Source organism: Sphingomonas montana, assembly GCF_001956315.1.
In the GTDB taxonomy this organism is placed as follows: domain Bacteria; phylum Pseudomonadota; class Alphaproteobacteria; order Sphingomonadales; family Sphingomonadaceae; genus Sphingomonas_R; species Sphingomonas_R montana.
The window spans coordinates 1-21,180 of the sequence record NZ_MOLY01000015.1 but is presented as its reverse complement, the minus strand read 5'-3'; the positions used below and the strand labels follow the sequence as shown (position 1 = coordinate 21,180).

Annotated in this window: 17 protein-coding genes and 1 pseudogene; 12 read left to right on the top strand and 6 right to left on the bottom strand. The window is 67.4% G+C overall.

Features of this window, described 5'->3' with window-relative positions:
* Positions 1–100 precede the first annotated feature (100 nt).
* The 5 genes and pseudogenes from BKY59_RS06900 to BKY59_RS06880 form a co-directional block, all read right to left on the bottom strand.
* Positions 101–619: pseudogene (locus BKY59_RS06900) on the bottom strand (IS3 family transposase); the annotation flags it as partial.
* A gap of 617 nt (positions 620–1,236) precedes the next feature.
* Entirely contained in the window at positions 1,237–1,644 is a 408-nt protein-coding gene (locus BKY59_RS06895) for a hypothetical protein (protein WP_129586249.1), read from the bottom strand.
* Positions 1,645–2,320: 676 nt separating this feature from the next.
* On the bottom strand, positions 2,321–3,286 hold the full coding sequence (locus BKY59_RS06890) for a PhnD/SsuA/transferrin family substrate-binding protein (protein WP_083671942.1): 966 nt from the start codon (positions 3,284–3,286) through the stop codon (positions 2,321–2,323).
* Positions 3,283–4,284, bottom strand: a complete 1,002-nt coding sequence (locus BKY59_RS06885; RefSeq protein WP_076070040.1) for a cupin domain-containing protein — start codon at positions 4,282–4,284, stop codon at positions 3,283–3,285. The genes BKY59_RS06890 and BKY59_RS06885 overlap by 4 nt, the downstream gene beginning before the upstream one ends.
* A gap of 17 nt (positions 4,285–4,301) precedes the next feature.
* Positions 4,302–5,192, bottom strand: coding sequence for a VOC family protein (locus BKY59_RS06880; RefSeq protein WP_076070037.1), 891 nt, complete (start codon positions 5,190–5,192; stop codon positions 4,302–4,304).
* A 121-nt stretch (positions 5,193–5,313) separates the two neighbouring features.
* Here BKY59_RS06880 and BKY59_RS06875 point away from each other — a divergent pair, with 121 nt between their 5' ends.
* The 10 genes from BKY59_RS06875 to BKY59_RS06830 all read left to right on the top strand — a co-directional run bounded on the left by BKY59_RS06875 (position 5,314) and on the right by BKY59_RS06830 (position 18,660).
* A complete protein-coding gene (locus BKY59_RS06875; RefSeq protein ID WP_076070033.1) occupies positions 5,314–6,204 on the top strand; it encodes a LysR family transcriptional regulator in 891 nt (296 codons plus the stop codon).
* Positions 6,205–6,370: 166 nt separating this feature from the next.
* Positions 6,371–7,906 carry a bifunctional 3-(3-hydroxy-phenyl)propionate/3-hydroxycinnamic acid hydroxylase gene (locus BKY59_RS06870; RefSeq protein ID WP_076070068.1) on the top strand — a complete coding sequence of 512 codons (1,536 nt, stop codon included), beginning with the start codon at positions 6,371–6,373 and terminating at the stop codon, positions 7,904–7,906.
* The gene (locus tag BKY59_RS06865) at positions 7,903–8,319 is read left to right on the top strand and encodes a GlcG/HbpS family heme-binding protein (RefSeq protein ID WP_076070030.1); all 417 of its coding nucleotides are present in this window, start codon (positions 7,903–7,905) and stop codon (positions 8,317–8,319) included. The genes BKY59_RS06870 and BKY59_RS06865 overlap by 4 nt, the downstream gene beginning before the upstream one ends.
* Positions 8,319–9,161, top strand: coding sequence for a fumarylacetoacetate hydrolase family protein (locus BKY59_RS06860; RefSeq protein WP_076070026.1), 843 nt, complete (start codon positions 8,319–8,321; stop codon positions 9,159–9,161). Before BKY59_RS06865 ends, BKY59_RS06860 begins: the two co-directional genes overlap by 1 nt.
* A gap of 46 nt (positions 9,162–9,207) precedes the next feature.
* Entirely contained in the window at positions 9,208–11,601 is a 2,394-nt protein-coding gene (locus BKY59_RS06855) for a TonB-dependent receptor (protein ID WP_076070023.1), read from the top strand.
* Positions 11,602–11,629: 28 nt separating this feature from the next.
* Positions 11,630–12,493, top strand: a complete 864-nt coding sequence (locus BKY59_RS06850; RefSeq protein WP_240499996.1) for an alpha/beta hydrolase — start codon at positions 11,630–11,632, stop codon at positions 12,491–12,493.
* A gap of 13 nt (positions 12,494–12,506) precedes the next feature.
* Complete coding sequence (locus BKY59_RS06845) at positions 12,507–13,814, top strand: family 1 glycosylhydrolase (protein WP_076070021.1); 1,308 nt, start codon at positions 12,507–12,509, stop codon at positions 13,812–13,814.
* Positions 13,811–14,758, top strand: a complete 948-nt coding sequence (locus tag BKY59_RS06840; protein WP_076070018.1) for an alpha/beta hydrolase — start codon at positions 13,811–13,813, stop codon at positions 14,756–14,758. The genes BKY59_RS06845 and BKY59_RS06840 overlap by 4 nt, the downstream gene beginning before the upstream one ends.
* A 6-nt stretch (positions 14,759–14,764) precedes the next feature.
* Positions 14,765–18,151, top strand: coding sequence for a glycosyl hydrolase (locus BKY59_RS06835; RefSeq protein ID WP_240499995.1), 3,387 nt, complete (start codon positions 14,765–14,767; stop codon positions 18,149–18,151).
* Complete coding sequence (locus BKY59_RS06830; RefSeq protein WP_076070014.1) at positions 18,148–18,660, top strand: hypothetical protein; 513 nt, start codon at positions 18,148–18,150, stop codon at positions 18,658–18,660. The genes BKY59_RS06835 and BKY59_RS06830 overlap by 4 nt, the downstream gene beginning before the upstream one ends.
* Here BKY59_RS06830 and BKY59_RS06825 read toward each other — a convergent pair.
* Positions 18,608–19,480 carry a helix-turn-helix domain-containing protein gene (locus BKY59_RS06825; protein WP_076070012.1) on the bottom strand — a complete coding sequence of 291 codons (873 nt, stop codon included), beginning with the start codon at positions 19,478–19,480 and terminating at the stop codon, positions 18,608–18,610. The genes BKY59_RS06830 and BKY59_RS06825 overlap by 53 nt on opposite strands.
* A 132-nt stretch (positions 19,481–19,612) precedes the next feature.
* On the opposite strand from BKY59_RS06825, the gene pobA reads away from it, so the two are divergent.
* A complete protein-coding gene (gene pobA, locus BKY59_RS06820) occupies positions 19,613–20,794 on the top strand; it encodes a 4-hydroxybenzoate 3-monooxygenase (protein ID WP_076070011.1) in 1,182 nt (393 codons plus the stop codon).
* Positions 20,791–21,180 (top strand): CoA transferase subunit A (locus BKY59_RS06815; protein WP_129586248.1); only part of this gene is annotated, 390 nt, incomplete at its 3' end. The genes pobA and BKY59_RS06815, both read left to right, overlap by 4 nt.

The following is a 21,180-nucleotide window of genomic DNA, read 5'->3' as shown; positions in this document are numbered from 1 at the left end:
TGACCACGAACCCGCTCGGCTTGAAATGTGGAGACCCATTTGGTTTTCTGTGATCTGCTGCAGTTCCATGGACACCAAATTAGGCTAACTAAGCCAGCTTTCAGAATTCCTTGGGGCTGAGACACCTAAAGGTCGAGTGGCTGCGCGTGGGACTGTAAAGCGCTCGATGTAGTCGACACGTCCTGCCATGCCTGATCGAGCCTGCGGTAGATTTTGCGCGCGATCCGTTCGGTCTTGAGCTCTCCGTCGCAGCATTGTCCTAAACGTTTCTGGAGCGGCTCATCGAGCAGATGGCACCGTTGTTAACCATAAGCCGCTGGAACTGCTTGCTAGTATATTGGCTGCCCTGGTCAGAGTGATGCAGCAGCGCATCAGGCTTGCCGCGTCGCCAGATCTCCATGACCAGCGCATCGGTGACGAGTTGTGCCGTCATCGTGTCGCTCATCGACCAGCCGACCACCCGCCTTGAGAACAGATCAATCACCACAGCTCCGTACAGCCATCCTTCGGCAGTCCAGATGTAGGTGAAGTCGGCGATCCGCTTCTGGTTGAGCGCGTCGGCGCCGAACTGCCGATCGGGCACGTTGAAAGCGATCATCGTGCGTTCGCCGTGATCTCGGGCGGACCTGCTTATCATCCAAGCTTCTGCGCGCAATGATGCAGCTTGTTCCGCTGAATCTCCCGGAGGGACTCAGCAGGGCAACTTAACGCGGCGTTGACAGATTTCCTCTAGCATTCGGCTTGCGCCTCGTCATCAAGTTCACCCCCGAAGGTACCCGTTGACGGGGCGTCACCCGCGGCGATATTTTGCAGCTTCGCTGCGGCTGTTATATCTGGTGTTGTTGTTAATATCTTGGCCTTGCTGATAATATCTCTGAAAATATCTTCAACACTTCGACGTCGTTTCTGTAGAAAGGTAGAAAGCGAGAAATACATTTTTCTCGAAGAGAATATGAACGACCGGCAAATTGCATCCTCCCGAGATCACTTTGTTAGTTGGTCTAGGGTATGCTGATGTTTGATTCATTCATAATCGGCATCGATGGATTGCCAGAATCATATACACTCGGACGTTGTTCATGTGATGAAGGGTCCGGGTCCGCGCCAGGAACATGTTGGCTGCCGACCGCTGTAGATCCTTAGAGATCAGCTAGCTAATTCCGATGGCCCGGCGGAGGCTCACGTTCAGGTATTTCGTCGAACGCCGACGACAGGCCCGTCACGCGCGATTGCGGGCTAATTGCCCATGACCTCGGCGATCGCGTCGGCCACATTTTCACCGGCGATAAGAGACGAGAATACAGCCTCCCGCTGCGGCGGCGACGGCAGCAGCGCTTTCGGATTGTCTTTCGCGTAGTCCCACAGGAGACGCTTCGCGTCCGCCCGGCTTCGCTTCGGTCGGTTCCGCGAAGCGATCTCCCGCTCGTACCGATCGACGAACGCATTGAACTCGGGAACGACGCCCGTCCAGTCGAACGCCATCACCTCTGCCCGCTTCTCTCGTGGATCGAACTTGTCGGAATAGGCATCGCCGACCTCACCCGTGCTGGCGTTCAGCACGAGGCTGGACAGATCCGGGTAGCCGAGTTCGTCGGTAAAGCCCCGAAGCACGAGAAGGCGGCGGCCAACGGCGCGTGGGATCAACGCGGCGATGATGTTCTGGGAAGGGTCGCCAGGGAGCGTGGTGGCGAGAAGGTGCTTCGGGACCTGATTTCAGATCTAAGGCGAGTTGCGGACGAGGCCCGCAAACCCATCCAGGCAGCTTTGAAAAAACTCGGGCTAGACTAAAATCGACGGTGTTTAAGTCTCTGCCGATGCTTGAGGAGGTTACCCTCCTCGCGGCCCGGCACGGCCGTTGGCACTTACATGTCGAAGGGAGTCGGCCGGTCAGCTCCCTGGCCAGGACGGCTCCGCGCGCAGCGGTTTGCCCCGCGACGAGCGTTCCTGCCAGCTTGGCCAACTTGGCATCGAGGGCAGAGGTCGTGACGAGGACGGTTCGGGTCGTGGGCGACAGCAGCTGATAGCCAAGGCCGGCCAATCCATCGGGATCACCAGCGAAATCATTGTCGACGATGACCCGGGCGAGATCCTGCGCACTGGTAGGGGCTGGACTTCGGGCCAGCAGGCCGGGCGCGATCAATATGCCGGCTCCCAGGCTGATCGAGGCTCCGCACAAACGCCGTCTCGATATGTTCGTCATGGATCGTCTCCAATTACGGTACGCTGGTCTATCGATCGCGGTTCATGGCTCGTATCAGGCCTGTCGGCTTGCCCCCCTCACGATCGTATGCAGAAGGGTCCTGAAGCTCATCCGGCGCGATCACGCGAACAGTGCCTCCGGCACCAGCGGCCCCACGCTCAAGCCGTCGGCCTCGGCGTAGCGCAGCATCGTGTCCAACACGCGGCGGTTCGGCGCGAGCCCGTAGGTCCATGGGTCGCCGCCAAGCGCGTCGCGGGCCGCCACCGCGTAATCAGTGAGCCAGGGGAGGGCGACCTTGGGGAAATCGCGGGAAACCAGATCCGCTGCGGCGAGCGCGCGCGCCTGATCGAACGCGGCGAACAACGCGTCGACGAGTGCGGGCTCGGCCTCGACCAGCGTGCGGCGCACGACCAGCACATGCATGATCGGGAACAGCGCGGTGCGGCGCCAATAGTCGAGTTCGGCGTCGCGCGAGTCGCGCCACACCTTGGCGACGGGCGCAGTCCCCTGGAGAAAGCAGCACGGCGCGCCCGGGCTGATGACGGCGTCGATCGCGCCTTGTGCCAACAACGTGTCGAGCGTCGATGCGGACCGTTCGATGCGGATGCCCGCGGGCATCCGCATCGGTGCGCGATCCTCCAGCACCGGGACATGCAACCCGGCGGCGACCCAGCGGATCGACTCTCGCGATACTCCATGCTCGTCGGCGAGCAGGCCGCGCAACCACAAGGCGGCGGTCTGCTGGTAATCGACCAGCCCGACGGTGCGACCCGCCAGATCCTCCGGCCGGTCGATGCCGCGATCGGTACGGACGTACAGGTTGCCGTGCCGGAAGCTGCGCGACAGGAACACCGGCACGCCGACATAATCGCGGTGCCCCGCCGCCACCGCGGCGATATGTGAGGCCATCGACAGTTCGGCAACGTCGAACGCCGCGTCGCGCAGCACGGCGCGGAACAGGCGCTGCGGCTCGACGATCTGGATGTCGGCCGCGTGCCCTTCGATCCGCACGCGGCCATCGAGCAGCGCCTCGATCCGGTCCGAGAACGTACAGCCGATCGACAGCGCCGCCATGCCGGTGCTCAACCGACCGTCGCGTCAATGCCGTCGATCGCGCCGAGACGGGCAGTGTCCGCATCGTGATCACCGTCGAGTGCGAAGCTGAACGCCGGGGTTTCGGTCCCGGCCGCCGCCCACAGGCCTGCGCCGTTGCCGCCGCTGCTGGTTGCCAGCCACCGTGCGGTCCCGCTAAGGATGCGCGTGGCATAAGCGGTGCCGGCGGGAATGTTGGCGGCATCGCCCGCGGTCAGACTATGCTCCTCGCCATCGATGGTCAGCGTGAGCAGCCCGTCGAGCAGGTAGAGGAAGACATGCGTCGTGGCATGGCGCAGCGTCGGCATTGCCGCATCGCGACCGCCCTCGATCACGCGCATGTCGACGAGGTCGTCGGTTAGCGCGTTCGTGAGGACCGCAGTGGATAGGTGGCCGAGCAGGACGTGGCGCGTGCCGTATCCGGCTTCGAGGAAATAGGCTGACTGACCGGCGGGCGGATTCTGATCTGCGGTGCCGATCGGCGTCGCTTCGACATAGACGGGGTTGTCGACGCGCATGATGCGGTGCTTGCTCATCGAGGGGCCCATGCGGGAAAAGTCGAAGGGATGGCCATCGGCGGGCAGGCCGGTCATGCCCCAGACCTCGCCGGCATCGACGAAGAACTCTTCCCAGCCGCCAGGAGCGACGATCCCGAAGAACTGGGTGCGCGGCGCGACGCTGCGATAGCTGTGGGTGACGCGGGGCGGAACATAGGCGAAATCGCCTGGCGCCAGGACGCGCGACTGGTCTTCCGCCCAGACCTGCAACCGCCCGCGGGTGACGAACCAGGTATCGTGTTCGCGCTCGTGCCAGTGCATCGGGATCGGTCCGCGATCGAGCGGCGCGTCGCACACTACCGCACCGAAGCCGCCGCCGGTCTGATCGACCCCGGCCACGGTGCGCACTACCTGCCCGGCGACGAGGTGCGACAGCCCCTCGCCATTGCGCAGGATGTAGGAAGTGCCGACGGGCAGGCTGGTCTGGCTGGTCATGTCTCTCTCCACTGGCGTCAGGCGAACGGGATGGCGAGCTGTGCCGCCTTGCACGTCGCTGTCTTGGGCGGGGCGATGCCCCATTGATCGGTGCGGCCCGGCGGCCAGATCCAGTCGCCTGGTCCGCCGACGCGGTATCGGTCGTCTACCTGCAGCACTTCGGCGGTATATTCGATGACGAACCCGAACGGGTCGACGAAATAGGTGAAGACGTTGTCGCCCGGCCCATGCCGCCCGGGGCCCCAGCCGATCGGGAATTGATGGTCCACCATCCGCCCGGCGGCGCGCATTACGCCTTCCCAATCGGCCATCTGGAACGCGATATGGTTGAGCGTTTCGACGGGCGCATCGGCGATCACCACCGAATGATGATCGTCGTTGGTGCGGACGAACGCCATCATCTTGGACCGGTCGGTCAGCGTGAAACCGAGCGCATCGCAGAAGAAGCGCGCATCGGCGTCGACATCCACACTGTTGATGTTGACATGCGCCAGCCGTTCCGGGCGATCGCGGTCGGGCACGAGCGGGGCGGCGGCGGTATCGCCCTGCACCAGCCGGATCGTGCGCCGGCGCGGATCGCGGACCGCGCCGGCCATCCCGCCGCCATGATCGTCGACCGCGTGGAGGGGGTGCAGCGTCATGCCGCCGTGCGCGACCATCGCCGACAGCAAGGCCGCCGGATCGGCATCGGGCGCGACGCGGAACGTCATCGACCGGATCGCGGCGGTATCGCCGGCGTGGAGCGCCAGCAGATGCGGATCCGTGCCCGTGCCGCGAAGCCAGACGCAGCCGGCGACCTGGTCGGCAACCGTCAGGCCCCAGATGTCCGTGTAGAAGGCGGTCGCCGCCGGCAGGTCCGGAACCGTAAGGTCGACGCTGCGCAGGGCGGTCATGGGAAAATGGGTCATGATCCTCTCTCGCCGCGGATGCGCGGTCATGCGGCATATGACCCCATCGCAGCATTGCTGTAAAATACGTTCTGACTAAATATCCATAAGCGCAGACTATGCGACCACGAGGGAGACCGACATGATCGATCCACGACTGCTAAGGACGTTTCTGGCCGTCGGCCGCGAAGGATCGATCAGCGGGGCGGCGCGGCTGCTCAATATCTCGCAACCGTCGGTATCGGTGGCGATCGCGCAGCTGGAACGGCAGTTGCACGCCAGCCTGTTCGATCGGGGGCGGCGTGGGATCGCGCTGACGCCCTCGGGCGCGGTCCTGATGCGGCGCGCGGAGATGATCGAGGTGCTGCTGGACGATACGCCGCAGGCGGTGATGCTGACCGGGCAGGGCATTCGCGGTCCCCTACGCATCGGCGGCACGCCGGGGGCGCTGGTCAGCCTGGTGCCCGCGGCGCTCGCCAGGATGGGGAAGGCGGATCACATGGCGCTGCACATCATCGAACGCGGCGATGCGCAGCTGAACGAGCTGTTGCAGCGCGGCCAGATCGAGGTGGCGGTGGTGACGACCGGTGTGGAGCCAACGCCCGACGACATCGCGGAGCGCAGCATCGTGCGTGATCCGTTCGCGCTGATCGTCGGCCGCGCACACGACGCACTTGGCCCGACGGTGTCGTTGCAGGACGTGACGGACATGGGCTGGGTGTTGCCGCATGCCGGCGGCGCGTTCCGCCGTCAGGTCGAGGCCTTGTTCCTGGCCGCCGAGGCGCCGTTGCCCGCCGATGTTATCCACTGCGATTCGCTGCTGACGTCGATGGCGATCGTGCGCGGCGGCGCGCGTATCACCGTGCTGCCGCGCCGGGTGGCGTCGTCCGAACTGTCGATCGGCGTGCTGCGCGCGGTGCCGATCAGCGGCGCCACCGTGACGCGCAGCATCGGCATCCGCACGCTGGCCGATCGGCCATTGTCCGAACTGGGCGAGCAGTTCCTGGCGGCGATCCTGGCGCTGGTGGCATAGGCCGTCCCTATGGAATGATCCGAACTTAGTATTTTACACCGCCCCCACCGATCCCGCACATCGGGACCAACGCGGCCCGACAGAGCCGCATGGGAGACGGATCGATGAATGCGCAGCGCGGAAACCGCCGGTGGCGGACCATCAGCAGGGATGCCCGGTGAACGACATCGCATCCTATGATCTGGCCATCGTCGGCTGTGGCCCGGTCGGCGCGCTGGCGGCCAATCTGGCGGCGGCCGCCGGTCTGCGTGTGCTGGTGATCGATCGCGAGCTTGCCCCGCACCCGATGCCGCGCGCCGTGCACTTGGACCATGAGATGATGCGGCTGTTTCAGACCGCCGGGCTGGCCGAGACGATCGCGCCGGCGATGCGCGAGACGCAGGGGCATCTGCATGTCGGGGCCGACCACGGTGTGATCCGGTACATGGGCACTGCGGGGCGGCCGAGGCCGTTCGGCTGGGCCAACGACTATTTCTTCTACCAGCCCGAACTCGAGCAGCTGCTGCGCGACGGGCTGGCGCGGTTCGATAGCGTCACCCAGATGCTGGGCGTGGAACTGGACGGGTTCGCGCAGGACGACGAGGGCGTGACGCTGCAGCTGCGCCGCGACGGCGATGCGGTGCCGGTGCGAGCGGACTGGGTGATCGCGTGCGACGGCGCGCGCAGCACGGTGCGCCGGACGCTGGGCATCGCGCTCGACGATCTCGATTTCGAGGAACCCTGGCTGGTGGTCGATGCCGAGGTCGACGGCCCGGTCCGCTTCCCCGACCTGTGGGGCGTGCCGGATGCGGCCGAGCTGCAGCAATTGTCGGTGATGATGTGCGATCCGGCTCGCCCGGCGACGATCGTGCCGGGGCGCGGCGCGATCCGGCGTTGGGAATTCATGCTGCTGCCCGGCGAGAACGACGCAGAGATGATGCAGCCGGAGAGTGTGGCGCGGTTGCTCGCGCCCTACCTCGACGGCGTGCCGCACCGAGTGCTGCGCGCGACGACGTACCGTTTCCACGGGTTGATCGCCGAGCGGTGGCGCGAGGGGCGGATATTCCTGGCGGGCGATGCCGCGCACCAGACGCCGCCCTTCTTCGGACAGGGCATGTGCCACGGGATGCGCGACGTCGCGAACCTCGTCTGGAAACTGGCGCTGGTGCGGCAGGGCGCGGCCGACGCGGCGCTGCTCGATACATATCAGCCCGAACGCGACCCGCATGTCCGGCAGGTCGTCGCCGCCGCGGTGGAGGCAGGGCGCTATATCTGCGAACTCGATCCCGACCGGGCGGCGGCGCGCGACCATGCGATGCGCGAACGTGCGAAGACCGCGGCGACCGGTACCGCGGCCGACCTGATCCCGGCGTACCGCGCCGGCGCGGTCGCCGCGGATACGGCGGGGGCGGGCGAACGCTTCGTCCAGCCGCGCGTCGGCGGTGTGCTGCTCGATACGGTGACGGGGCAGGGCTGGCGCCTGTTCGCGGCCGATGCGGCGGCGGCCGACACGGCGCGGGCGGCGCTGGGCGAGCTGCCGGTGGCGACGGTGGACGTCGCGGCGATCGCGGACGACGGCACGCTGGCCCGCTGGCTGGCCGACCGGGCCGCGCGTTTTGTGCTGGTGCGGCCGGATGCCTATGTGTTCGGCACCGCCGCGCACGATGTCGATGCGCTGATCGCCGATCTGCATGCGGCGCTACACCCGGCGATGGCGGCATGACGGCGATGACCCTGGCCGCCGCGCAACACGCGCTGACCGCGGTGCTGGCCGCCGCGCGCGCAGACGTGCCGATCGCCGCGATCGTGCTGGACGCCGGCGGGCATCCGGTGGCGTTCGCGCGGCAGGACGGGGCGAGCCTGTTCCGGTTCGACATCGCCCGCGCCAAGGCGACGGGTGCGCTGGGCATGGGTATGGACAGTCGGCAGATCGCCGAGCGTGCGCAGGGCAACCCCGTATTTTTCACCAGCGTCGCGGTCGCGACCGGCGGCGCGCTGGCGCTGTCGGCCGGCGGCGTGCTGATCCGCGATGCGGCCAGCGTGCCGATCGGCGCAATCGGCGTCAGCGGCGATAACCCCGATCAGGACGAGACCTGCGCAATGGCCGGCGTCGCGACATTCCAAGGAGACCGATAATGGCGTTCGCCAGCTTCCGCCGCCCCGACGGCACCGCAAGTTTCGGCCGGATCGACGGCGACCATATCGTCGATTGCGGCGCAGCGGCAGGTGCGCCGGCCGATCTGAAGGCCGCGATCGCTGCCGGCGTGCTGGACACGCTGGCCGACGGACCGGTGATCGACCGGCGCGACGTCGTGTTGCTGCCCGTCATTCCCAATCCGGGCAAGATCCTGTGCGTCGGCCATAATTACGAAAGCCACCGGGCGGAGACGGGCCGCGCCAAGGTCGATCATCCGTCGATCTTCACGCGGTTCGCCGACACGCTGATCGCCGACGGGCAGCCGATCGTGCGGCCGACCGTATCGACCAACCTGGATTTCGAGGGCGAGCTGGCGATCGTGATCGGCCGCGGCGGCCGTGCGATCGCGGAGGCCGACGCGCTCGACCATGTCGCGGGCTATGCCTGTTTCAACGACGCGTCGATCCGCGACTGGCAATGGCATACGTCGCAGTTCGCGCCGGGCAAGAACTTCCCCGGCACCGGCGCGCTCGGACCGCAGCTGGTGACCCCGGCGGAGGCGGGCGTGCTGGACGATATCCATGTCGTGACGCGGCTGAACGGCACGATCGTGCAGGACCAGCCGATCCGCGACATGATCTTTCCGCTCGCCAAGATCATCGCTTACGTCTCGTCCTTCACCCCGCTGTCGCCCGGCGACGTGATCGCCACCGGCACGCCCGGCGGGGTCGGCGCGAAACGGACGCCACCGCTGTGGATGAAGGCGGGCGATCGGGTGGAGATCGCGATCGGATCGATCGGCACGCTGAGCAATCATGTGGTCGACGAGGACGCCGCCTGACCGACCGCACGCATACCAAATCATAAAAAATCAGGAGAGGACCATCATGATCGTCAGAATCGCAGCAGCGCTGGCCACCGTCAGCAGCATCGCACTGGCCGCCCCCGCATTCGCGCGGGAGGCCCCGGCCACAGTGCCGACCGCCCAGCCGGGCGCCACCACGTCGAACACAACCGCCGCCACCGCGGACCAGGCCGGGATCGGCAGCGACCAGTCGGACGGCGGCGACATCATCATCACCGCCACGCGCCGCGCGCAGCGGTTGCAGGATGTGCCGCTCGCCGTGAACGCGCTGTCGGGGGATCAGCTGGCGCAGAGCGGTTTCCAGAGCCTGCAGGACATCCAGTATCAGTTTTCAGGCGTGCAGTTCGGTACGTCGCCCAACGATGCGGGCTTTCGCCTGCGCGGCGTCGGTTCGGCGGGCGGCATCAGCAGTTCGTCCGAGCAGAATGTCGGCACCGTCGTCGACAACGTCGTGGTGCCGTTCGGCAATCCAATCCAAAGCCTGGGCGATCTCGACCGGGTCGAGGTGCTGAAAGGTCCGCAGGGCACGCAGTTCGGCAAGAACGCATCGTCCGGCGTGGTCAACATCACGACGCGCAAGCCCGACCTGAACAAGTTCGGCGGCAGTGCCTTCGCATCCTATGCCGAACTGAACGAGCGCAATATCAACGGCAGCATCAACGTGCCGCTGGGCGGCAATGCGGCAGTCGCGGTCTACGCATTCGACCGCGAATATGACGGCTATGTCCGCAACGTCGTGCGCAACGAGGATTGGGGCGGCGTCCACGCCTATGGCGGTCGCGCAAAGCTGTTGTGGGAGCCGACCGACGGGTTCAGCGCCTATCTGATCGGCGACTGGTCGCGCACGCAGCAGAAGGGGCCGGGTCAGCTGTGGACGCTGAACCGTGCACCCTCGCTCGCCAACCCGCTGACCGCCGCACGCTTTGCCGCGGTCACCGCACTCGGCGTGACGCCCGGTTTCGACAACACCAAGTCGGTCGATAATGACGGCGGTGCGACCGACGAGCGCAACTTCGGCGGTTCGCTCGAACTCAACCTCGATGTCGGCGACTATGCGCTGACGTCGATCACCGCCTATCGCAAGCTCGACCTGCGGCCGTTCCAATATTCGATCGACGCGTTGCCGTTCCCGATCTTCAGCGCGCGCGAAGTCGGCAGCGACCAGAGCTTCCTTTCGCAGGAACTTCGCCTGACGTCGCCGACCGGCGCCACGCTGGAATATGTGGCGGGTCTCTATGCCTCGCGGCGCAAGGTGGGCATCGGCGGCCAGTTCGCCAGCGCGCAGTTGCGCCCGGCCGTTCCGTTCGCGGCGACCCAGATTTCGATCACCAACGGGTTGTCGACGACCAAGACCACGACCGACAGCGCCGCGGCCTTCGTCGACGGCTCGATCCGGGTGAGCGAGAGATTCCGCATCCTGCTTGGCGGGCGTTATTCCTACGACTGGGTCGACGCGGAAAGCTTCTCGCTGGCCGATCCGCTCTTCCCGTCGGGTGTGGGGCCGAACGGGTTCACGGTCCCCTACACCCCGCGGCCGCGCGCCACCGGATCGACCAGCAAGGGCGACTGGTCCGGCCGGATCGGGTTCGAGACGAAGCCGGCCGAGAACATCATGTTCTACGGCACCGTCGCCCGTGGTTACCTCGGGCCAACGGTCACCTTTTCCGGGCTGACCGGGCAGCAGGTGTCGGTCGATCCGCAGACGGTGGTCGACATCACCGTCGGTGCCAAGACGCAGCTGTTCGATCGCCACCTGACGCTGAACGGCAATATCTTCTACGACATGTACAAGAACCTGCAGACATCGGTGTTCAACGGGCTGGAATTCCTGACCGAGAATGCCGGCGGGTTCGAGGCGGCCGGCTTTGAAGTGGAGGCGACGTACCGGTTCAACCCGCGCTTCTCCGTCAATGCCAACTACACCTACTCCGACACCTATTTCACCGACTATGTCACCGCATGCCCGGATTCGACCGTGGCGCAGGGGGCGGCCGCGATCGCCGCACGCTGCAACGCGACGGGATCGACCGCGGCGACGCCGCTGTTCCAGGCACGTGGCGAGCCGTTGCCGGGTGCGCCCAAGCACAGCGTGACGCTGGGTGCGGACTTTAACCAGCCGCTGACCGAGCGGCTGACGCTGGATGCGTCGGCCAGCTATTATTACCGCAGCGGCGTCAGCTACGATGCGGGCGAGGCGTTCGCACGGCAGGGGGGCTATGATCTGGTCGGGTTGAACGTCGGTGTCGGTGCGCCCGACGGCGCGTGGCGGATCGGCGCGTTCGCACGCAACCTGTTCGATACGCGGTTCCATTCGTCGGTCATCGGCCTGCCGTTCAGCGCCTCCGGCGGCGTGGTGAACTGGAACACCCGCGACGGACGCCGCACGATCGGCGGCCAGCTCGCGGTCCGCTTCTGACGATCCGCGGAAACGGGGGCGGCAAGCCATGACGATGCAGTCGTCCGCCGAACATCGGGCCATCGCCGCGATCGGTCAGCGGCTGGGGCCGGATGTGCTGACGGCCGTGCAGGCGCTGTTCCGGGCGGAACAGGATGCGCTGGCCGCCGTCCGGCCGGCGACGGCCAGCGACCTGCGCTACGGTGTGGATCCGCGCCAGACGCTAGACCTGTACGTGCCGTCGGGTGCGGAGGGGGCGACCGTGCTGTTGTGGGTGCATGGCGGCGGCTTCGTGCGCGGCGAGAAGGCGTCGCCGGATCACCCGTTCAATGCCCATGTCGGGCGCTGGGCAGCGCGATCGGGCATGGTCGGCGCGGTGATGAATTACCGGCTGGCGCCCGATCATGGCTGGCCGGCGGGGGGCGAGGATGTCGGCGCGGCGATCGCCTGGTTGGTCGCGCATGTGGCCGAACATGGCGGCGACCCGGCGCGCATCGTGGTGATGGGGACCTCCGCCGGTGCGGTCCATGTCGCGACGCATCTGCGGCTGCGGCCGGACGGCGGCGGGATGGCGGCGGCGGTGCTGCTGTCCGGACTGTACGGTTTCACGCCGCTCGATACCCGCGACACGCTCTATTACGGTGATGCCGCCGATTACCCGGAACGCCGGCCGCGCGAGGCGGTCGTCGGCACCACGATGCCGCTGTTCGTCGCCTGCGCGGAACATGATCCGGCGCGGTTCCAGACGGAAACCGTGCAGTTGCTGGCCGCGCGGCTGGCCCTGCACGGCACGCTGACACGCAGCTACATTGCGGGCGGCCACAATCATTTCAGCCTGGCCTGCCACATTGGCGGCAGCGACACCCGGCTGACCGACGAAGTGCTGGGCTTCATCGCAGACACGATACGATAATATGGAGAGACGCATGTCGATCGACCGCCGTACCCTGATCGTCGCCGCCGGCGCGATCGCCGCCGCACCCGCGCTGTCCGCCGTATCGCGATCGGGGGCGTTCCCGCGCGGCTTCCTGTGGGGGGCCGCGACCGCGGGCCATCAGGTGGAAGGCAACAATGTCGCCAGCGACACGTGGCTGCTGGAGAACGTCAAGCCGAGCATCTTCGCCGAGCGTTCGGGCGATGCGTGCAACAATCTCGAATTTTGGGCGCAGGACCTCGATCTGGTGAAGGCGCTGGGTCTTAACAGCTATCGATTCTCGATCGAATGGGCGCGGATCGAACCCGAACAGGGCATGATCTCGATCGCGATGCTCGATCATTACAAGCGGATCGTCGAGGGGTGCCGTGCGCGCGGGCTGACCCCGGTCGTGACCTACAGTCATTTCACCGCGCCGCGCTGGTTCGCGGCGGCAGGCGGGTGGACCAACCCGAAGGCACCGATGCTGTTCGCGGCCTATTGCGACCGTGCGACACGGCATCTGGGCGCGGGGATCGGCCATGCGGTGACGATGAACGAGCCCAACATCCTGCGGCTGCTCCGCACGATCGGCCTGCCGCCGCAGCTGCTGGACGCGCAGCGCGCAATGCTGATCGCCGCGGGCAAGGCGACCGGATCGGCCAAGTTCGTCGCGGGCAACGCGGCCAACCCGGAGGATCTCGACACGATGCTGCCGATCATGATCGCCGCGCACAAGGCCGGGCGCGCCGCGATCAAGGCGGTCCGCCCCGAGCTGCCGGTCGGCGTCAGCCTGGCGATGATCGACGATCAGGCCGTCGGCGCGGCGACGAAGCGCGACGCGGTCCGGGCCGATCTCTACGGCGCATGGCTGGAGGCGGCCCGCGGCGACGATTTCATCGGCGTGCAGAATTACGAACGCGCGCGTTGGGATGCCAAGGGCCATGTCGAACCGCCGGCCGATGCGGTCCGCAACTGGAGCGGGTCGGAGGTGTGGGCGCCCTCGCTGGCCGGTGCGGTCCGCTATGCGCATGCCGCGACGGGCAACCGGGTGATGGTGACCGAGCACGGCGTCGGCACGGATGACGACCGGATCCGTGCCACGCTGATCCCCGCCGCGCTGGCGGAACTGAAGAAGGCGGTGGACGAGGGCGTGCCGGTTACGGGCTATATGCACTGGTCGCTGCTCGACAATTTCGAATGGATCTTCGGATACAAGCCGCGTTTCGGGCTGGTCGCGGTCGATCGCACCAACTTCAAGCGCACGCCGAAGCCGAGCGCCGGCGTGCTGGGCGCGATCGCGCGGCGCAACGCGCTATGACCGGTCGGGGGTGGATCGCGCTGGCGGCGCTGATCGCGCCGGTCGCGATATCAGCGCAGGCACCGGTGCCGAAGTTCGGTCTGGCCCGCATTGCGGCCCCCGCTGATCGCGATGCCATCCCGTTGTGGCCGATGGGATCGTTGCCGGCGGGCGGGACGGCCGAACGCTGGGGGCGGATGACCGCCGACTTTCCCGACGGGACGCACATGGACCAGCGCATCGTGCGAAACGTCGCGATCCCGACGATGACGCCGGTCCTGCCCGATCCGGCAAAGGCGACGGGCGCGGCGGTGGTGGTCGCGCCCGGCGGCGCGTTCCTGTCGCTGTCGATGGATTCCGAAGGCTTTGCGATCGCGCGCTGGCTGGCCGACCACGGCATCGCCGCGTTCGTACTGAAATACCGGCTCAATTCGACACCGGACGACGAACCCGCGTTCATGCGCAAGGTCGGCGAGACAATGGGGGCGGCGATCGCGAGCGGTGAAACGGACAATCTTCGCGAACCCCGCGCTACGCAGGACGCTTTGCAGGCGCTGGCGCTGATCCGGCAGGGCGCAGCCCGTTGGGGCATCGATCCGGCGCGGGTCGGCATGGTTGGATTTTCGGCCGGAGCCCGGACGGCGATGCAGGCGGTACTGAACGGTAGGGGCACTGCGAAACCTGCCTTTCTTGGATATATCTACGGATCGATGATGCCGGTCGCGGTGCCGGCGGATGCGCCGCCGATGTTCGCGGCGCTGGCGATGAACGACCCGTTGTTGCGCAAGCAGGGGTTCGGCATCGTCGACGCTTGGCGACAGGCGGGGCGACCGGTCGAGTTGCATGCCTATGAACGCGGCGATCACGGTTTCGGCATCGGCCGGCCGGGTACCACTTCCACGCTGGTCATGGACGAGTTCCGGCTTTGGCTGGCAACGCGTGGCCTGCTTTCCCCGCACCGCTGAGGAACGATGATGACTGCCAGGACCACCATGCCCCGCCTGATCGCGCTGACCGCCGCGCTGTTCGCGTCGTCCTCGCTCGTCCTGGCTCAGGTGGCGACACCCGTGCCGGCGGCCGCGGTCGATCCGTTGCTTGCGGGGTTCGGCGATCCGCCGGCATCGGCACGGCCGCGGGCGTGGTGGCACTGGCTGAACGGCAACATCAGCGAGGACGGGATCGTCAAGGACCTGGAATGGATGAAGCGCGTCGGCCTGGGCGGTGTCCAGAATTTCGATGCCGCGCTGCTGACGCCGCAGGTGGTGAAGGATCGCATCGCCTATATGACGCCGGCCTGGCAGCGCGCCTTCCGGCTGGCGGCGGGCACCGCGGACCGGCTAGGGCTGGAACTGGCCATCGCCGGATCGCCGGGATGGAGCGAGACGGGCGGCCCGTGGGTGGCGCCCGCCGACGGCATGAAGAAGCTCGTCTGGAGCGAGACGGAGGTTATGGGCGGCCGCCGCTTCACCGGTACGCTGCCGTCGCCGCCGAAGACGACCGGGCCGTTCCAGGCGTTGCCGTTCGACGACCCGCTTGCCGGGTTCGATCCGTCGGTCGCCGCGCATATCCCGCCGAGCTGGTATGCCGATGTCGCGGTGCTGGCCTATCCGGTGACGGACGCGGCGCTGCCCGGGCCGACGACGATCGCCGGCGGATCGGGCAACGTCGCGGCGCTGGGGGATGAGGATGCCGGCACGGTGGTCGCGATCCCCAAGGGTACGCCCGAACGGCCGGCGACGCTGACGATTGGCTATGCGAGGGCGACCACGATCCGGTCGGCGACGATGTTCATGCCAGGCGCACTGCCGGCGTTCGGCGATCCGGCGTTCCTGCCGGTGCTGGAGGCACAGGACGGTGCCGGCTGGCGGCGGATCGCGACGCTGCCGCTGGCCAACGTGCCGACGACGGTCAGTTTCGCGCCGGTCACCGCGCGCGCGTTCCGGCTGGTGCTCGGCCCCAACACCGCGCCGAAGCGGGTGGGGCTGGGCGCGCCGGCACCAGGTGCCGCGATGGAGGGGCTTTTTCCGACCGGCAAGGCGAGTGATACGATCCCGCTGGCGCAGTTGCGGCTGTCGGCCGAGCGCAAGGTCGACCGGTTCGAGGCGAAGGCCGGTTTCGCCACCGTGCTCGATTATTATGCGCTCGGCAGCGACGGCCCCGATCTGGCCGGGGTCGATCCGGCGCGGGTCGTCGACCTGACCCAGCGGATGAAGCCGGACGGGACGCTCGACTGGACGCCGCCCAAGGGGCGCTGGCGGATCGTGCGGCTGGGCAGTTCGTTGCTCGGCACGACCAACCACCCCGCCACGCGCGAGGCGACCGGGCTTGAGGTCGACAAATATGACGGTGCCGCGGTCGCGCGCTATCTCGACCATTATCTCGGCCTGTACCGCACGGCCACGGGTGCCGACCTGATCGGTGCGAAAGGCGTGCGCGCGATCGTGACGGACAGTTTCGAGGCGGGCGATGCCAACTGGACGCCGCGCATGATCGACCGGTTCAAGGCGCTGCGCGGTTACAACCCGACGCCGTTCCTGCCCACGCTGACCGGCGTGGTGATCGGGTCGCCGGCACGGAGCGACGCGTTCCTGTACGATTACCGCCGGACGCTGGGCGACCTGCTGGCGAGCGAGCATTATGGGACGGTGGCGCGTGTGGCGCATGCCAACGGCCTCAAGGTCTATGGCGAGGCGCTGGAGGACGGCCGCCCCGCGCTGGGCAGCGACATCGCGCTGCGCCGCCATGCCGACGTGCCGATGGCGGCGATGTGGACGTATGAGCGCGGTGGTGCACCGCGGCCGACCTTGCTGGGCGACCTGCGCGGTGCGGCGTCGGTCGCGCATCTGTACGGGCAGAATATCGTCGCAGCGGAATCGTTCACGTCAGGCTTCGCGCCATGGGCGTTCGCGCCGGCCGACCTGAAACGCGTCGCGGACCTGGAGTTCGTCAGCGGCATTAACCGGCCGGTGATCCACACATCGGTCCACCAGCCGACCGACGACAAGGTTCCCGGCCTGTCGCTCGCGATCTTCGGGCAATATTTCAACCGGCACGAAAGCTGGGGTGAGATGGCGCGGCCGTGGATCGATTATCTGGCGCGGTCGAGCTATCTGCTGCAGCAGGGACGCAACGTCGCCGACGTCGCCTATTTCTTCGGCGAGGAAGCACCGCTGACCGCGCTGTATGCGCAGGCGCCGCTGACGGATGTGCCGGCGCGCTACGCCTATGATTTCGTCGATGTCGATGCGGTGACCGGCGCGCTGAGCGTCGAGAATGGCGAACTGGTCGCCCCGGGCGGTGCGCGGTACCGCGCGCTGTATCTGGGCGGCACGACGCAGCGCATGACCCTGCCGATACTGCGCCGACTGGCGACGCTGGTGGAACAGGGTGCGACCGTGATCGGCAATGCGCCCATCGCGTCGCCGGCCATGGGCGACGACCGTACGGCCTATGCCGCGATCGTCCGCCGGCTGTGGGCGGGAGGTGCCGAGACGCGGATCGGGCAGGGCCGCGTCGTCGCGGGCCGCGATGTCGAGGCCGGACTGGCGCGGATCGCGCTGCTGCCCGATTTCGATTATGCCAAGCCGAAACCGGACAGCGAGATCCTGTTCGCGCATCGCCGCATGACCGATGCCGAGCTGTGGTTCGTCGCCAATCGCCGCGACCGGGCCGAGCGGATCGAGGCGCGGTTCCGGATCACTGGTAAGGTTCCCGAACTGTGGCACGCCGATAGCGGCCGGGTGACGCCGCTGTCGTATCTGATCGATGGCGGGCAGACGGTCGTGCCGCTCGACCTTGGCGCGGAGGACTCCGCATTCGTCGTCTTCCGCCGGGCGACGTCGTCGCCGGGCATGACCGCGGCACCACTCGCGGCCGTGCCGGTCACAACGATCACAGGGCCATGGCGGGTGGCGTTCCAGCCGGGGCGCGGTGCACCCGCATCGATTAGCCTGCCGACGCTGGTGCCGCTGAACACGCAGTCGGCACCGGGGGTGCGCTACTTCTCCGGCATCGCGACCTACAGCAACAGCTTCACGCTGCCACGCGGGCGGCGGGCGGGCACGCCGCTGATGCTCGACCTGGGGCAGGTCGGCGATCTGGCGGAGGTGCGGATCAACGGCCGTGCCGTTGGCGCGCTGTGGCATGCGCCGTACCGGATCGATATCGGCGCTGCGGTGCAGCCGGGACGCAACGCCATCGAGGTGCGCGTCGCCAATGTCTGGGTCAACCGGCTGATCGGCGATGCGCAGCCGCTGGCCGCCAAGATCACCTGGACGTCGATGCCGAGCTACCGCGCGGATGCGCCGTTGCGACCGGCAGGGCTGATCGGGCCGGTGACGCTGGGCGGTGCGGAGTGACCGCGGCGCAGCGCCGCTACCGCCGGATCGAGACGGCGATCGGCGCTACGATCAGCGCGGTGCTGAGCGTTGTGTTCATGCTGCTGATCTTCGGCGGACGCGATCCGGTGGCGGTACGCGACTGGGACGGGTTGATCGTCGATGCGTTTCCGCAAAGCCTGATGATCGCGCTGATGGCCACCCTGGTGCCGACGCTGCTGACGCGCAGGCGGGTTGCCGTCGGCGCGGTCGCACCTTTGCCGCCGCGCGACCGCCGGCCGCGACATGTGATGGTCCGCAGCCTGATGGTCGCACTGCCGATCGCCGTGGTGGCGACGGCGGCGCATGTCGTGATCCTGCCGCTGGTCGGTGGCGCGGTGCCGTTCGCGACGGCGCTGGGCTGCAAGGCGCTGTACGGCGCGCTGCTCGGCGCGGTGGTGGCGCGCTGGGCGGTGACGGCGGCGCTGACCGACCGCTTCACGCCCGGGCACGACGGAACAGCCGCGGCGACTGACCGGCGTGACGCGTGAAGAAGCGCGTGAAATAGGCCGGGTCGGCAAAACCGATCGCATAGCCGATCTCCGCCACCGACAGGTTGGAGTAGAGCAGCGCGCGGCGCGCCTCCAGCATCGCGCGCGCATCGAGCATCGCCGCGGGCGACGTCGCCGCCATGCGGGCACAGGCCGCGCGCAACCGGCTTTCGCCGACGCCCAGCGCAGCCGCATGATCGGCGACCGGTTCACGCAGGCGGAAGCGTTCGTCCACGCGCGCCCGGAAACGCGCGACGAGGGCGGCCTGCTGACCCGGGGCGGGCACGTCGCACGCGTCGTCGGCGTCCAGCGAGCGCAGCGCCGCAACGATGATCGCGAGCAGCGCGGCATCGACCGCGGCACGGTGGCCCGGCGCCGCCCATCCCAGTTCGCGCATCAGCGCGGCGATGGCCGCTGCGATCGTGGCACCGCCATCGGTACCGCGCCGCAGGACCCGCGACCGTGCGAACAGGCGGTCGATCCCCGGATAACGCTGTTCCAGCGTCGCGAGATAGGAGCGCGCGAGGGTCAGCACCGATCCCGCGGACTCGGTGTTCCAGGTGAAACCATGGACGACGGCCGCGGGCACGATCAGGACGGCGGGTGCCGCGAACGGCAGCCCGACATCCTCGACCCGGAACGTGCCGCCGCCGCGATCAATGACAAACAGCTGGGCCAGTTCGGCATGCGCGTGCGGTTGGATCGTCCACGCGCTGGGGCGCGAGCGATCGTCAAGCTGTTCGACATGGACGAAGCCGTCCGCGACCGCGCGGTGCGGTTCGCCGTAGAGATAGAAGCTGGGAACGATGGTTTCGCGCACCCTGCAACGATAGCCGGAGGCAGCCGGATCGTCCAACTTTCCGCGCGGGATTGGCATGGTCGGTCGGCGCCGTGGCGTGCATCGTCGCACCCTGCGGCGGACATCGCCGACGATGCGAGAGGACGGAACGGCATGCGCACGCAGGTTGCGATCATCGGTGGCGGACCCGCGGGCATGTTCCTCGCTCATCTGCTGCGACAGGCCGGCATCGATGCGGTCGTGTTGGAACGGCGCGACCGGGCTTATGTCGAGGGGCGGGTTCGCGCGGGCGTGCTGGAACAGGGAACGACGGCGCTGATGCGGCGGCTTGGGCTGGCTGCGCGGCTCGATCGCGAAGGGCTGGTGCATGGCGGGACCAACCTGTCGATCGACGGCGCGCTGTTCCATATCGACCTGGCGGCGCTGACCGGCGGATCGACCGTGACGGTGTATGGCCAGCAGGAGGTGATGCGCGACCTGTTCGATGCGGCCGAGGCGCGCGATTTGCCGATCCTGTGGAATGTCGGCGACGTGGCGTTGCACGATCTGGACGGCGCGCGGCCGTGGGTCGGCTGGACCGGGGACGGCGTGGCGCGGCGGCTGGACTGCGACTTTGTCGTCGGGTGCGACGGGTATCACGGGGTCAGTCGTGCGGCGATCCCGGCGGCGGTGCGGCAGACGTTCGAACGCGTCTATCCGTTCGGCTGGCTGGGCATCCTGGCCGACGTGCCGCCGGTCGAGCATGAACTGATCTATGCCAATCATGAGCGCGGGTTCGCGCTGGCGTCGATGCGGTCGGCGACGCGCAGCCGTTATTATGTGCAGTGCGCGCTGGACGAAAAGGTTGCCGACTGGTCGGACGAACGCTTCTGGGATGAACTATGCCTGCGGCTCGGGCCGGAGGTCAGCGCGCGTGTGACGCGCGGTGCATCGTTCGAAAAGACGATCGCGCCGCTGCGCTCGTTCGTATCGGAACCGATGCGCTGGGGCCGGTTGTTCCTGGCCGGCGATGCCGCGCACATCGTGCCGCCGACGGGGGCCAAGGGGATGAACCTGGCGGTGTCCGACGTGATAATGCTGGGCGAGGCGATGGCCGAATATTATGGCGAACGCTCGACCACGGGGATCGACGGCTATTCGGCGCGCGCGCTGGCGCGGGTCTGGAAGGCGGAGCGCTTTTCCTGGTGGTTCACCACGATCACCCACCGCTTCCCGGACATGGACGTTTTTTCGCGGCGGCTGCAGGTCGCCGAACTCGACTATATTCGCGGATCCGAGGCCGCACAGCGCGTGCTGGCGGAAAATTATGTCGGACTTCCGATGGAGGTAAGATGAAAAGCAAGATCTACGACAGTCCCAAAGCGGCGCTGGAAGGCATATTGTTCGACGGCATGACGATCATGTCGGGTGGTTTCGGCCTTTCAGGCAACCCGGAGAGCCTGATCCCCGAAGTGCGCGCGTCCGGGGTGACGGGCCTGACGGTGGTATCCAACAATGCCGGGGCCGACGGGTTCGGGCTGTGGATGCTGCTGGAATCGCGGCAGATTGCCAAGATGGTGTCGAGCTATGTCGGCGAGAACAAGCTGTTCGAGCAGCAATATTTGTCGGGCGAACTGGCGCTGGAACTGAACCCGCAGGGAACGCTGGCGGAACGGATCCGCGCGGGCGGGGCCGGCATTCCGGCGTTCTTCACCAAGACCGGCGTCGGCACCGTCGTGGCG